The 14419-nt window shown below is 29.7% G+C and carries 18 protein-coding genes and 2 tRNA genes; 11 read left to right on the forward strand and 9 right to left on the reverse strand.

Going from position 1 to position 14419, the window contains the following annotated elements:
• Window positions 1-47: 47 nt before the first annotated feature.
• The 7 genes from B3R94_RS02345 to B3R94_RS02375 form a co-directional block, all read right to left on the reverse strand.
• The gene (locus tag B3R94_RS02345; RefSeq protein ID WP_114999734.1) at window positions 48-605 is read right to left on the reverse strand and encodes a hypothetical protein; all 558 of its coding nucleotides are present in this window, start codon (window positions 603-605) and stop codon (window positions 48-50) included.
• Window positions 606-690: 85 nt separating this feature from the next.
• Window positions 691-766, reverse strand: a tRNA-His gene (locus tag B3R94_RS02350).
• A 41-nt stretch (window positions 767-807) separates the two neighbouring features.
• Window positions 808-883: transfer RNA gene (locus B3R94_RS02355), tRNA-His, on the reverse strand.
• 118 nt (window positions 884-1001) lie between these two features.
• The gene (gene bshB1, locus B3R94_RS02360; protein ID WP_125349099.1) at window positions 1002-1703 is read right to left on the reverse strand and encodes a bacillithiol biosynthesis deacetylase BshB1; all 702 of its coding nucleotides are present in this window, start codon (window positions 1701-1703) and stop codon (window positions 1002-1004) included.
• A 3-nt stretch (window positions 1704-1706) separates the two neighbouring features.
• Window positions 1707-2300, reverse strand: coding sequence for a glutathione peroxidase (locus B3R94_RS02365; protein WP_181816287.1), 594 nt, complete (start codon window positions 2298-2300; stop codon window positions 1707-1709).
• Window positions 2301-2425: 125 nt separating this feature from the next.
• A complete protein-coding gene (locus tag B3R94_RS02370; protein WP_114999737.1) occupies window positions 2426-3061 on the reverse strand; it encodes an NAD(P)H-dependent oxidoreductase in 636 nt (211 codons plus the stop codon).
• Between the two features lie 76 nt (window positions 3062-3137).
• A complete protein-coding gene (locus B3R94_RS02375) occupies window positions 3138-3602 on the reverse strand; it encodes a hypothetical protein (protein WP_152606167.1) in 465 nt (154 codons plus the stop codon).
• Between the two features lie 105 nt (window positions 3603-3707).
• Between B3R94_RS02375 and B3R94_RS02380 the strand changes: the two genes are divergently transcribed.
• From B3R94_RS02380 to B3R94_RS02400, 5 genes are all read left to right on the forward strand, one after another.
• The gene (locus B3R94_RS02380) at window positions 3708-4724 is read left to right on the forward strand and encodes an aminoglycoside phosphotransferase family protein (RefSeq protein ID WP_219034690.1); all 1017 of its coding nucleotides are present in this window, start codon (window positions 3708-3710) and stop codon (window positions 4722-4724) included.
• Window positions 4717-5139, forward strand: a complete 423-nt coding sequence (locus tag B3R94_RS02385; protein WP_280036842.1) for a RapZ C-terminal domain-containing protein — start codon at window positions 4717-4719, stop codon at window positions 5137-5139. The genes B3R94_RS02380 and B3R94_RS02385 overlap by 8 nt, the downstream gene beginning before the upstream one ends.
• 1 nt (window position 5140) lies before the next feature.
• Complete coding sequence (locus B3R94_RS02390; RefSeq protein ID WP_291098396.1) at window positions 5141-5854, forward strand: nucleotidyltransferase family protein; 714 nt, start codon at window positions 5141-5143, stop codon at window positions 5852-5854.
• A gap of 66 nt (window positions 5855-5920) precedes the next feature.
• Complete coding sequence (locus B3R94_RS02395) at window positions 5921-6403, forward strand: hypothetical protein (protein WP_291072403.1); 483 nt, start codon at window positions 5921-5923, stop codon at window positions 6401-6403.
• The gene (locus tag B3R94_RS02400) at window positions 6378-7214 is read left to right on the forward strand and encodes a tetratricopeptide repeat protein (RefSeq protein ID WP_291089737.1); all 837 of its coding nucleotides are present in this window, start codon (window positions 6378-6380) and stop codon (window positions 7212-7214) included. Before B3R94_RS02395 ends, B3R94_RS02400 begins: the two co-directional genes overlap by 26 nt.
• Window positions 7215-7294: 80 nt before the next feature.
• Here the strand turns inward: B3R94_RS02400 and B3R94_RS02405 are convergent, their stop codons facing one another.
• Window positions 7295-7666 (reverse strand): YchJ family protein, encoded by a 372-nt coding sequence (locus B3R94_RS02405; RefSeq protein WP_291062264.1) that lies wholly within the window; start codon window positions 7664-7666, stop codon window positions 7295-7297.
• 30 nt (window positions 7667-7696) lie between these two features.
• Window positions 7697-8419, reverse strand: a complete 723-nt coding sequence (locus tag B3R94_RS02410) for an RDD family protein (RefSeq protein WP_291098399.1) — start codon at window positions 8417-8419, stop codon at window positions 7697-7699.
• A gap of 29 nt (window positions 8420-8448) precedes the next feature.
• On the opposite strand from B3R94_RS02410, the gene B3R94_RS02415 reads away from it, so the two are divergent.
• From B3R94_RS02415 to B3R94_RS02440, 6 genes are all read left to right on the forward strand, one after another.
• A complete protein-coding gene (locus tag B3R94_RS02415; RefSeq protein WP_291098402.1) occupies window positions 8449-9444 on the forward strand; it encodes a stage II sporulation protein M in 996 nt (331 codons plus the stop codon).
• Entirely contained in the window at window positions 9431-10093 is a 663-nt protein-coding gene (locus tag B3R94_RS02420; RefSeq protein WP_280036848.1) for a hypothetical protein, read from the forward strand. The genes B3R94_RS02415 and B3R94_RS02420 overlap by 14 nt, the downstream gene beginning before the upstream one ends.
• Window positions 10090-11334, forward strand: coding sequence for a hypothetical protein (locus tag B3R94_RS02425; RefSeq protein ID WP_125349087.1), 1245 nt, complete (start codon window positions 10090-10092; stop codon window positions 11332-11334). Before B3R94_RS02420 ends, B3R94_RS02425 begins: the two co-directional genes overlap by 4 nt.
• The gene (locus B3R94_RS02430) at window positions 11334-12320 is read left to right on the forward strand and encodes an AAA family ATPase (RefSeq protein ID WP_291098405.1); all 987 of its coding nucleotides are present in this window, start codon (window positions 11334-11336) and stop codon (window positions 12318-12320) included. The genes B3R94_RS02425 and B3R94_RS02430 overlap by 1 nt, the downstream gene beginning before the upstream one ends.
• Entirely contained in the window at window positions 12320-13648 is a 1329-nt protein-coding gene (locus B3R94_RS02435) for a DUF58 domain-containing protein (protein ID WP_291098408.1), read from the forward strand. The genes B3R94_RS02430 and B3R94_RS02435 overlap by 1 nt, the downstream gene beginning before the upstream one ends.
• An 80-nt stretch (window positions 13649-13728) precedes the next feature.
• Window positions 13729-14346, forward strand: a complete 618-nt coding sequence (locus B3R94_RS02440) for an N-acetylmuramoyl-L-alanine amidase (RefSeq protein ID WP_291098411.1) — start codon at window positions 13729-13731, stop codon at window positions 14344-14346.
• Window positions 14347-14419 lie beyond the last annotated feature (73 nt).

The following is a 14419-nucleotide window of genomic DNA, read 5'->3' on the forward strand; positions in this document are numbered from 1 at the left end:
GGTTTTTAGGGAAGATTACAATATATTTTTTCATTTTGAATAACTATTTATAGTTGCATATCAAAATATAAAACTTCTTTTGAAATTGAGTCATAATAAATTCTATAATTTGATTGACCTCTTTGAGCTGATAAATATATTATATGATTTTTAGAAGGGGTGAACCAATTTGGTGGATTGTTTAGTTCTGGTAATGGGTCTTTTTTGGAATAGATTTTTAATTGTTTTTTTACAATTTGTTTATCTATCCATTCTTTTTTTACGTTTAATTTTAAAAATGTTTTGTATTCATAAGACCAATGTGCAGACTCCCAATAATGAGCTTCTAATACTTTTATATTTGTAGAGTCTGGAAAATTACCAAATTGTATTTTGTAGATTTCTTCTTTGGTTGGAGAAAATGATGTTGTAAGTTCAGTGTTATCTCCGTCTTTAGGACTATCATCTACATTATATAAGAATAATATAAATATTAATAATAGAGAAGAAAGAATTAGAAAAATGTATAGTTTCTCTTTATTTCCATCTCTATAATCTTCAATTGCATAATAGATAAAAAAGAGTACAGGAACTACTATTAATAATAAAATAGAGAATAATATCATGTAAATTATTAAGATTTTAATAAAAATAACATTAAATTATTAAATAAAAAAAATCTCAACTTCTATTGAAATTGAGATTTAATGTGGGTGAATGATGGGTCTCGAACCCACGACCTCCGGAACCACAATCCGGCGCTCTAACCAACTGAGCTACAATCACCATTTGGTTTGAATTTCTTTTGAAACTAATTCTAAAGTTTTAGGGTGAATGATGGGTCTCGAACCCACGACCTCCGGAACCACAATCCGGCGCTCTAACCAACTGAGCTACAATCACCATTTTTATTGCGAAATTAACTTTTATTTAATCTCTCAATTGGACTGCAAATATAGCCTATTAATCGGTACTTGCAAATAATTTTGACAAAAAAATAAAGGTTTTTTACACCTTTATTTCTAAATTAAAGAATCTAAATTATTTACGCCAATATAACTTCGCGAAATAAATCCTTCTCCACCTTCAGTTCCGATTAATCTTCCTAAATCATATGCACGATATCGGATAGAATCTGTAAAATTCTTCGATGAAATTGGTGTTTGAGGTTCGCTCGAATTTGGATCAAAAAATTGCGTTTTATACGCCATGCAAGCTTCCACTTTTGTATCAACAAAACCAGAAATATCAATTACAAAATGAGGTTCTAAAGGCAACCATTGAATGTAGTGGAAGTGCTTTTTTGGACGCCAAGCTGGTAATCCATTATCAATTTTTGGTAAACCCGATAAGAAAATAGCAGTATTCACTAAATCTGAACCTTTTCCATGATCTGGATGGCGATCGTGAGGTGCATTACTCAAAATAATATCAGGTTGATATTTGCGAATGATTTCGACAATTTTCAATTGATTTTCTTTATCATTCAAGAAAAAACCATCAGGAATTCCAAGATTTTCTCTTACAGCAACTCCCAAAATGTTTTTGGCATCATTTGCTTCTACACGGCGCGTTTCATCAGTACCACGAGTTCCCAATTCTCCTTTTGTTAAATCGAGAATACCAACTGTTTTACCGTTTTTAATTTCTTTTGCAAGTGTTCCTCCACATCCCAATTCTACGTCATCAGGATGAGCTCCAATTGCAAGAATATCTAACTTCATTTACTATTTATTTAACCAATCTATTATTTCTTTTGAATCTGGAGTTACTTTTGATGGATAAGAAGCCTCTAAAGTTCCGTCTTCGTTAATCAAAAATTTCGTAAAATTCCATTTTACATCATTATCAGATTTTCCGTTCAATGATTTTTTTGTTAAGAATTTGAAAATTTCATTTTGATTTTTTCCAATTACATCACTTTTTGACATCAAAGGAAAAGTTACGCCATAATTTAATTTACAAAAACTTGCAATTTCTTCATTGTTGTCAAATTCCTGACCTCCAAAATTGTCTGAAGGAAATCCAACAATAACTAAACCTTGATCTTTATATTCTTGATACAATTTTTCTAAAGCATCATATTGAGGTGTGTAACCACATTTTGAAGCTGTGTTAAGAATTAAGATTTTCTTTCCTTTCAAATCCGCGAAATTAAAATCGTCATCATTGATATCTTTGAATGTATAATCGTAAATTTTGTTCACTTTTTGAGGTGTTTTTGTTGTTTGATGAATGGTTTGCTTTTTAGAAACTTTCTTAGTTTCTTGCGCATTACAAGCTATAAATAGCCCTAAAAATCCGATGAATAAATATTTCATTGCGTACTATTTTAAACAAATTTAAAAAAAAATGTTACGATTTGTAAGTTAAAGTAGGTTAAAATAAAAAAGCTCAAAATATTGTTGAACAAAAAAGCTTTCTCAGATCTGAGAAAGCTTTTTTGTTATTCATATAATTTCGTTGCAAAATCCTTCATCGGATTTCTAACTTTTTTCATTGGCGCTAACCAATCTTCACTATCTCGGTATCCCAAAGGAAGCATCAAAACACTTCGCATTCCTTTTTCTTTCAAATCAAGCAAATCATCTAATTCAGCATTATCAAAACCTTCCATTGGCGTACTATCAATTTTCAATTCTGCAGCTTGAGCAAGCGCAAAACCTAATCCAATGTAGGCTTGACGAGCAGTATGTGCAAAATTTTCTTCAGAAGTTTGAGGCAAATAAATTCCTTTCAATTTATCTGTATATGAACCAAAACGACCTCTTGGCAAATCTCTCTCATCCGTTGTATAATCGTAAATTGCATCAATACGATCTTCTGTGTAACGATCCCAAGCTACAAAAACCAATAAATGCGAACAATCTACAATCGCTTGCTGATCATAGGCAATTGGAACAATTTTTTGTTGCAATTCTTTGTTTTTAATAACCAAAATTCTGAACTGTTGCAAACCTGATGAAGTTGGCGCTAAACGAGCGGCTTCAACAATTTTTTTAACGTCTTCTTCTTCAACAATCAAAGACGGATCATATTTTTTTGTGGCGTAACGCCATTTCAAATCATCTATTAAAGACATAATTACTTATTTAAAATCTTTCTAAAAATACATCAAAAAAATAATCGACCGACCAAAAAATATGCTAAAATTTATGTTATTTATCTTGTTTCCATTCCAAAAAATAACTTCCAGTTGCATTCGTAGAATTCCAACGAACTTGATAATCACCTTTTGCTAAATCAACTGTAAAATTTTCTTCTTTCGAATTTGTAAGTTGACGATTAAACACAACTTCATTATTTTGATCGACAATTTCAAACATCATTTCGCCTTCTAATTTGATATTCGAATGAAAATTAGCAGTTAAGCTTTTCGATATATTTAACTTAATATAACTCGTTCCAGAAGCATCTTCAAATTTCGCTTTTGTCCAATTATCACCATTCGAATTCGACCATTTCGAATCTCCAACTCCTTTGTCAAAAAAAGTTCCTTGCGATTTGATATTTGGATTATCCACTTTTCTATAAAAATTATTCGAGTCAACATCTGCATTAACTTTTACTGTAATACATGATTGTAACGAAATCATTGCGATAATAAGTGCTATTTTTTTCATATTAGTTTCTGTTTTACTAAATAGATGCAGCATTTTGAAAAAAGTTACAGCAAACAAATATTTTTAAATCATTTTTGATATGCGTAACTTTCGCAAAATATTCTGATGAACGATACTACAGCTCAATTTTTGCAAGAAAACTTTACTCAAAAAGCAATTGAAAGTTTAACTCAACTTTCAGGAGGAGGTTCAGCTCGAGTTTATTCGAGATTTTTTGATCAAAATCAGTCGTATATTTTGGCTGAAAGCTCTAATATTGAAGAAAATAAAGTATTTATTCAGTTCTCTTTAGATTTAAAAAAAGTCATCAATAATATTCCAGAAATTGTTTCAGTTTCAGAAGATTTTGCAACCTATGTTCAAACAGATTTAGGAGACGAAACACTGATGAATATTGTCTTGAATGATTTCGAAAAAGCAAAACCTTATTATTTTAAGACATTAGAAAAATTAGCAATTGCTCAAATTCAAGGTGCAACTAAAATCGATTTTAATCATACTTTTTCGTATCCAAAATTAGATAAAACATTAATTTTAAGAGATTTATTTCAGTTTAATTTTTACTTTTTAGATGTCTTAGGAATTGATTACAATGCAGGAAAATTAATCAAAGATTTTGATCGTTTTGCGTCTCAATTTGATAAACTTTCGCCACAAGGTTTTGTGTTCAGAGATTTCCAAACGCGCAACATTATGATTCATCAAAACGAACCTTATTTTATCGATTATCAAGGCGGTTTATATGGACCTGTTGTCTATGATTTGGTTTCGTTAATTTGGCAAGCAAAAGCCAATTTACCATTTGAATTTAAAAAAGAATTATACGAATTTTATTACCAAGAATTAACCAAACAAATTCCAACTTTAGTTCCAATAGATTTTCGTCAATCGTACGAATATTGTGTAGTTGCTCGACTTTTACAAGTTTTAGGAACCTATGGTTTGAGAGGAATTATTGAACGTAAAAAACACTTTTTAGAAAGTATTTCATTTGGGCTTAAAAACTTAGAATCAATAATCGATTATCCTATATTACAAAATTATCCAGAATTAAAACATATTATAAAAATCCTTGTTCTTCCAGAAACGTTAGAACGCATAAATCATAAAATAAATGGCTAAATTAAATATCAACGTTCGTAGTTTTTCGTATAAAAAAGGAATTCCAACCGATCCAACTGGAAATGGTGGTGGTTTCGTTTTTGATTGTCGTGGAATTCTAAATCCAGGTCGAATTCAGGCATATAAAACACAAACAGGGCGCGACGAAGAGGTTAAAAAATACTTGGAAACAGAAACTAAAATTGCAGTTTTTTTAGAAGGTGTTTTTCAAATTATTGACATTTCGATCGAAGATTATTTGCAACGAGGTTTCGAGAATTTAGAAATTAATTTTGGTTGCACAGGCGGACAACATCGATCAGTTTATTCTGCTGATGCGACTGCAAAACATATTCAAGAGAAATTTCCAGAAGCGCAAGTTACGTTACATCATATTGTGCAAGAAGAAAAAAATTGGATAAACGAGGCGTATTAATATGAAAGCAATGATTTTTGCAGCGGGTCTTGGGACTCGTTTAAAACCATTTACTGACAACCATCCCAAAGCTTTAGCAGTTGTAAATGGAAAACCTCTTTTGCAACGAAATATAGAATATTTGAAATCTTTCGGAATTAATGAAATCGTGATTAACGTGCATCATTTTGCAGATCAAATCATTGAGTTTTTAGAAGATAATAATTATTTCGGAATTGAAATTACTATTTCAGATGAAACAGATCAAGTTCTTGAAACTGGTGGTGGTTTGGTTAAAGCAAAAGCTAATTTCGAGGAAGATTTTTTGGTGATGAATGTGGACATTTTAACAGATCTAAATCTTGATAAATTTATCAAAGCACATCAAGAAAACAAAGCGTTAGTAACGTTAGCAGTTTCTAATCGAAATTCGTCTCGTAAACTATTTTTCAATGAACAAAATGAGTTAAAAGGTTGGCGAAATCTGAAAACGGAAGAAGAAATAAAAGCTGTAGATTCTTTAGACAATTGCAAAGATTTAGCTTTTAGTGGAATTCATGTTATTTCTCCTACTTTATTTTATAAAATTACGGAGAAAGGTAAATTTTCTATTATGAAAGTCTATATGGATTTAATGCAAACTGAATCTATCATTGGTTTTGATCATTCTGGCGGAATTTTAATCGATGTTGGTCGACCAGAAAGCGTGTTAGAAGCAGAACAATATTTTAAATAGAAAACAAAAAACTCAATTCAATGGATTGAGTTTTTTTATGCAAAAAGTTTACATATCTTAGACAGAATGAAATACATTAATTATTTTGTCTATTTAACTATTATTGCAGCTTCATTTTTAGCTGTACTTTTTTACTTTTCTTTAAAAACAAAAGTTGGAAGAATTGATAAAAAAGAAATTATTGATAAAGGCACTTCTTTCGAGCCTTGTTCTTCTATGATTTATCAATATTATAGTACTGACGCAGGTTACAAAACAGAGCGTTATGGCATTCGTAAGGTAATTTCTGAACCAATTCATCAATTAAAATTTCCTAATTTTTCTGGAAATATAAATGTACGTTTTGTAATTAATTGTAAAAACGAAATTGGTTATTTCAGAATTAAAGCAGTTGACCAAGATTATAAAAAGGTTGAAATTTCTGATGATTTGCAAAAGAAAATTGTTGCTATTGTTCAGCAATTAAAAGATTGGAACGGAAAAAATGAAGATTCTTATTATCAAATTCAAATAAAATTAAAAGATGGGAAAGTTGAAGACATTTTTTAAGTCAAAAACATGGCGAATTATTTTTGGTACGATTAAATTAATCATAGCAATTCCTATTTTTATTTATTGTTTATTTTGTTTCTATTTATATTTTTTCTCTCCATTAAAAACAAAATTTGACTTAGCTGCTGGTCCGCAAGGAAGTTATTATTCAGCATATATGTTAGATTATTTAATCAAAACGAATCCAAAAAACGAAAAAATTTTATGGGAATCTTCAGTTGCCTATAATAAAGCTGGTGAAAATGAAGAAGGAATGCGTCGCTTAAAAAAAGTAATAGAGATGAATCCAAGAGATTATTTGGGTTATTCTGGATGGATAAAACAAACAAGATTGAGAGATTACGAAAATTCATTAATAGATTTTCATCGTTTGGATAAATTGTCTAATGTTGTAGAATATCCTTGGGGAGAAAATATTTATTATTTGATGGGGTTGTCTTATCAAGGTTTAGGAAATTACGATTCCGCGATTGTTTATTATGATAAATTTATTGCATCCGAAAAAAATCCCGATAATATTTATCCAAGAATGTACACTTATCGTGGAAAAATTGAAGCTGATCGAAAAAATTATTCAAAAGCTTTAGATTTTTACAATAAAACAATCGGTTTGGATAAAAATATTGCGGAAGCCTATTACTATAAAGCCGAAACATTCCGACTTACTAATCAAAAAGATTCTGCAAAAATAAATTACAATAAAAGCTTAGATTTAATCAGAAATAATTATAAAAATCAAGATGCTTATGATGAAGTCTTTTTAGAAATCTATGATACAGAAATTCATGACAAATTGAAGAAATTGTAAATGTAATTACTCAAAAAAAAACATTTTTTAGATTTTTCGACTTCGCTCGAAAAGACATTTTTCCGAATTTATTTTTAGAATCAATAAAACTCTCCATCTACATAAAACCATTTGCCATTCTCTTGCACAAATGTAGAAAGCTCGTCATGTTCGTAGATTTCGCCTTGTTTATCTTGATAATAAGCTCTAAATCGAACTTTATTAGCTTTTGCAAAAACAATTTCTAACTTTAACCATTTATTCGATTTAGCCCACTCTTCGATATCACTAAAATCATTATCTTTTTGTGTAGAAGAATGTGTTGTATCAACTAAATATTCAGGCAAAACCATTGCAAAAGCAGCGTAACGAGAGCGCATCAACTCTTCGGGAGTTTTTGGCAATTCTTTATTTAAATGAAAAGGTTCACAACAAGTTGCATATTCTTTTCCAGAACAACAAGGACAATTCATTTTATTCTTTATTTTTTGCAAAGATATTGTTTACTTGTCTTTGTGGTAATGATAATGATCCTGAATCACCACTTGAATAAAATCAATATTCCCTAAACCATCACTTTTCACCTCCATTATTTCCTCCAGTTTTCGCGTTAATTTTAATAAAATATCATAATTATTATTGTTCAATGCAGACGTAAAATTTTCTTTTACAATATTAATATCACGATCAGACAAGCGATAAACTTCGGGAAAACGAATTTTATAGGTTTCAGAAACTTCAGCGAAAATAGTTTGTGATAAATCTAATTTCGGATTCAAATCAATCAAACATGTATTCGCAACAATATCACCTAAACGTTGACCATTTTTATTGATAATCATTGTAATCAACGCAATCAATCCCAAGAATAAAAACAATTCTACAATACCAATCACCCAACGTAAGAAATAATCGAAATTATTGGCACGATTTCCATCCATTCGTATTACACGAATCTTCATAATCCATTTTCCAACAGTTTGCCCTTTCATCAAAATCTCTAAAATCAAAGGATAAAGAAAAAATATAAAACCTATTATACTATAAATTCCCATTCGAAACCATTCGTCTCTATTCGGAATTAACTCCGAAAAATAGAACATACCATAAACTAATATGATACGAATAATCATATCAATAATATAAGCAAGCAAACGTTTTCCAAGTGGCGCAATATTATAAGCAATTTGCACGTTTTGTGGTGTATTGACTAAAAGTTTATTCATATATTTGGTTCACTAACAACTACTCTACTATGAGAGAAGCGCATTTTATTGATAAAAATAAGGCGAAATGGTCTGATATTGAACATAATTTGAAAAATAAAATTGATGTTCATCCAGATATTTTAGCAAAAAACTACATCGAAATTACAAATGATTTGGCGTTTGCTCAAACTTATTACCCAAAAAGTAAGACAAAAGATTATTTGAACGAGTTAGCTTTATTTGCACATCAGTCAATTTACAAAGATCAACGAACTTCTGGGAATCAATTTGTGCAATTTTTCAAAGAAGATGTGCCAAATGTAGTCTACAAAAATCACAAAATGTTGTTGTATTCATTCTTGATTTTTGCTTTAGCAGTTTTAATTGGTGTTTTATCATCGCATTTCGATCCCGATTTCACACGATTAATTTTAGGGAATCAATATGTAGACGAAACATTAATGAACATCAAAAAAGGCGATCCTGCAGCAATTTACAAATCAGGAAGTCAGACTGGTTCTACATTAGCTATAACCATCAACAATATTCGTGTTGCTTTTTTTGCTTTTACATTAGGATTATTTTTCAGTATTGGATCAGGATATATTCTATTTTCGAACGGAATTATGTTAGGTGCATTTCATTATATGTTTTTCAAAGAAGGCGTTTTGGGAAAGGCAATGTCAGCAATTTGGATGCATGGAACAATCGAAATTTCGGTGATTATTATAGCTGGAGCTTGCGGATTAATGCTTGGAAATGGCTTTATGTTTCCAAAAACTTTATCGCGAAAAAAATCACTCACAATCAAAGCAAAAGAAGCGGTAATGATTTTATTAAGCACTGTTCCAATGTTTATTATAGCTGGATTTATCGAAGGTTTTATTACGCGTTTATATGAAGTTAATATTGTATTGAGTTTATTGGTAATAATCCTTTCATTAATCTTAATTATTTGGTATTACATCATTTATCCGATTCAAAAAAATAGACAAAAAACTTTTTCGTTCAATCAAACTTTAGAATCGAATGAAACAATTTAGACTATTTTTTACATTTACATTATTATTGATTCAATTCGTTGTTTTTGCACAAGAAAAAACAGCAGAATTTAAAGCATTCAAAGAAAAATATGCTGGAAAAGAATTTGATTATAATGATGTTCCAAAACCTAAAAAAGAATTCGAACCTGGCTTTTTCTCAAAAATAATCGAAGGTATTTTTAGATTTCTCTCTTATTTACCTTGGGAAATCATTTTCTATTTTGTAATTGGATTATTCTTAATTTTTCTTGCCACACGTATTTACAAAAATGGTGGAATTCTTAAACGAAATTCGAAAAAATTATATGACGAATCTGATTTTGATTTTATCGAAGAAAATTTAGCCGAAGTTAATTTGAATTCATTAATCAATAAAGCAGAAACAGAACAAAATTTTGCTTTAGCAATTCGTTATTTGCATTATCAAAATCTACAAAATTTAGATAAAAAAGGTTGGATTGAATGGGATCCGAAGAAAACAAATCAACAATTTATCAATCAAATAAAAGACGAAAAATCAAAGATTTTATTCAATCAAAATACTAAAATTTTCAATCAAGTTTGGTTTGGAGAATTTAAAATTGATGAAAATAAATACCACGAATTCAAGACAAATTTCAATCAGTTTAACCAATATTTAGCCTCATGAAAAAGAAATTAGGTATTCTATTAGGCGCTATTTTATTGATCGGAATTTTTATATTTTCTTTCTCAAAACTTCGTTATAAGCTTCCTAAATCATGGAATGTAAGCCTTTATCAAAATAGTAAAGATCCGTACGGATTATTTATTATGCACGAAGAACTTGGGAAGTTATCTAATGGGAAAATGAAAGATTTGGAAAAACTTTCTGAATTAAAAATTGATCCTAAAAAAGCAAAAGATTATGCAGTTGTTGTGCTCGGTTCTGAAATTTATTTTGATACAGTTTCTAAAAATTTATTGAGCAAAATTGCCGAAAATGGTGGAATTGTGATGATTGCAGATTATTATGACAATTTTGGTGATGACACAAATGGAAAAGAAGATATTAACGAAGAAACGTATTCTACAGATACGCCAACAACTGATTCTACGGAATCTGAAGAGAATATCTTGTACAATCAGACAATAAATATTAATGATCATTTTGAGCTTAGAACAAATAAATTGTTCAAAATAAAGAAGAAAAAAGAAATCGAACATCATTATTTTAGCGACATCACAAATGATTCTGAAATTTTTGGAACAATTACTTATAAAGATAAGGCTTACCCAAATTATTTAAAAATCAAACCAAAAAATTATAAAGGTTATTATTTATATCACGCAGAACCGATTTATTTTACCAATTATTATTTATTAAATGAAGACAGTTATTTCTATGCTAAATCAGTTTTAGAACCACTGAAAGGGAAAACTATTTTTTGGTACAATACCTCGAAAACTTATGCAGGAAGTTCATCAATGATGCGTTTCATAATGAGCGAACCAGCTCTAAAAGCTGCTTGGATTACGTTATTGGTTTTACTTTTCTTCTTTTTAATTTTTAGAAGCAAACGCGAACAACGCATCATTCCAATTTATACCAAAGAAGAAAATCATACCGTCGAATTTGCTAAGACAATTTCCTCTTTATACCAAGAAAATGGCGAAGTAAAAGACATTGTTTCAAAGAAAATCGATTATTTTTTATACAAATTGAGAAAAACATTTTTAATCGAAACAGACGATATTACAAACAAACAATTCATTGAAATTGTTGCACAAAAAGCAAATTTGAGCCAAGAAGAATGTCTTGAAAAATTCACGATTCTGAAAAATATTTATCAAAAAAATCAACCAAATGAACACGATTTGAAAATTGTGTATCAAATCATCGAAAACTATAAACAAAAAGCAAATATCTAATGAGCGAAAATACATATCAACCATTCGAAAATAGAGTCGATTTTTCGGATGTACAACATAAAATGCAAACTGTAAAAAATGAATTGAAAAAGGTAATTGTCGGACAAGATGATATTATCGATCAATTAATTTTGGCTTTGCTTTCTAACGGACATTCTCTGATAGAAGGTTTGCCTGGAGTTGCCAAAACAATGATGGCAAAATTGTTGGCAAAAACGATAGATTCTGGTTTTAGTAGAATTCAGTTTACGCCAGATTTAATGCCTTCTGATGTGATTGGAACGTCTATTTTAAATTCTAAAATCAATGAATTTGAGTTCAAAAAAGGACCAATTTTTTCGAATATTATTTTAATTGATGAGATTAACCGTTCGCCTGCAAAAACTCAAGCGGCTTTATTCGAATCGATGTCAGAAAGACAAGTAACAGTTGATGGAACAACTTATCCTTTGCAAGCTCCTTTTTTGGTTTTTGCAACTCAAAATCCAATTGAACAAGAAGGAACATATCGCTTACCTGAAGCGCAATTGGATCGTTTTATGTTTAAGATTTATGTCAAATATCCTTCGTTAGAAAGTGAAATTGAATTATTGAAAGAACAACAAGAACGCAAGAATATTGACAAAGAAACGTTGGTAGAAAAAGTAATTTCAGGAAATGAAATTATTGAGTTCCAAGATCGCATAAAATCAGTTTTCGTACACGAAGCGTTGATTACGTATATTGCGACAATTGTTCATCAAACCAGAATCGATCAAACCTTGTATATTGGTGCATCGCCACGTGCTTCTATCGCGATTTTAGATGCTGCAAAATCAAATGCAGCGGTGAATGGACGCGATTTTGTGATTCCAGAAGATATCAAGCAAATTGCGCATACAATTTTGGGACACCGCGTTGTGATGGTTCCTGAAAAAGAGATGGAAGGTTTTACAACACAACATATTATTCAGCAAATTATTGATCGCGTAGAAATTCCTCGTTAATGAAATTTTTCAGAAGCTTATTTCTTACCAATCGCTTTTTTTATGCGGGATTATTCATTGCATTTTGTTATGTGATTGCATTTTTTCTACCTCCTATTTACATTATTGCAAAGATTTTGACACTTGTCTTTATCGTCAGTGTTATTGTCGAAATATTTTTGATTTATACTCCTAAAACTTCCATTGAAGTTCTTCGAAATTATCCAGAACGACTTTCAAATGGTGATGAAAATGAATTGGAACTTTTCGTAACAAATCATTATCAATTCCCTCTAAATGTAAGGATTATAGAAGAGTTTCCTGTTCAATTACAATTAAGAGATTTTCAGTTTAGAAAACGATTTAAAAGTAGTCAAAATACTAAATTTGATTTCAAAATTCGACCAACAGAACGAGGTTCATATAAATTTGGATTAACAAATGTATTTATTTCTGTTTTTGGATTGATTGAGAAAAAGATCAAAATAAACGAACCAATTTCGATTGCTTGTTATCCTTCTTATTTGCAATTAAAACAGTTTCAATTATATTCTACCGCTCAGTTACAGAATCAATTTGGAATGAAAAGGATTCGAAAAATTGGAACAAATACAGAATTTGAAAATATAAAAAATTATACGATTGGTGACGAATATCGTTTAATCAATTGGAAAGCAACGGCAAAAGCAAATCGACTGATGGTCAATCAATTTCAGGAAGAAAAATCGCAGCCTGTTTATTCGTTAATTGACTTAGGGAGAACGATGCGAATGCCTTTTGATGGTTTAAAATTGTTGGATTATTCAATCAATTCTAGCTTAGTTGTCGCAAATATTTCACTTCAAAAAAATGAAAAAGCAGGTTTAATAACATTTAATAAAAGAATTCAAGATCACGTTGTTGCGGATAGAAAAAATCATCAAATGCAATTGATTTTGGAGAAATTATACAATGTACAAACTGATTTTTTGGAAAGTGATTTTGGACAATTGTATGCCTATATCAAACGAAAATTAACGCAACGATCGCTTTTATTTATTTATACCAATTTTGAAACAATTGATGGTTTGGAACGTCAATTACCTTATCTAAAATTGATTAAAAAATCACATGTTGTTGTTTTGATTCTTTTTAAAAATTCAGAATTGAAGAAATTAAATTATCAGAAAGCAAAAACTACAACTGACATTTATGATCAAACAATTGCTGAAAAGTTTAATTACGACAAAGAATTAATCATAAATCGTTTGCATCAATTTGGGATTTTAACCATTTATTGCGAACCACAAGAATTGTCTATTAACTTAATCAATAAATATTTAGAGATAAAAGCGCGAGGTTTATTTTAAAAAAAAGATTTATTTAACCAATTATTTAGAAAAAAAAGCACAATTATTGCTTAAAGTTGGTCAATTTAATCTGAACAACCATGAAAAAACTATTACAGATCTTTTGTTTAATTTTAACAACAGGTCTTTTTGCACAAACAAATTTTATCGAAAATAAAACACTTTCTACAAAGCGCGTAATCCTTTTGGACGCTGGACATGGAGGAACAGATACTGGCGTAAAAAAAGATGAATTTCAGGAAAAAGATATTGCGCTGAAAATTGCAGAAATTATTCAAGAAAAAAATCCTTTTACAGATATTGATTTTGTATTATTGAGAAAAGGTGACGAACAAATTATCAATACAAGTCGTGCGAAAATGATTAATGAAATAAAACCTGATTTGGTTTTATCAATTCACGCAAATTATAATGTAAAAGATTCGAAAAAAGGAACAGAAATTCACCTTTCTCCATTGAATCCTACTTTCGAAGAATGTAAAATACTTGGCGAAAAAATTGGAACAAGTATAAGTTCTTTAGGTTTTGAAAACTTAGGAATTGTTGAAACAAATTCTAAAATATTACGAGATTCACAAGTTCCAATTATTATGATTGAAATCGGTTATTTGACAAATGACGATGACCGAAAAATCTTAACAAACGAAAGTAATTACCCCAAAATAGCAGATAAAATTTTTGAAGCATTGAAGAATTAACGATACAATAAAAAAAGCCTTCTGATTTAGAAGGCTTTTGTATTTTCATTAAATGTCCCGTCCTGAAATAGCG

It is taken from the genome of Empedobacter sp. UBA7611 (assembly GCF_002484365.1).
Lineage (GTDB): Bacteria > Bacteroidota > Bacteroidia > Flavobacteriales > Weeksellaceae > Empedobacter > Empedobacter falsenii_B.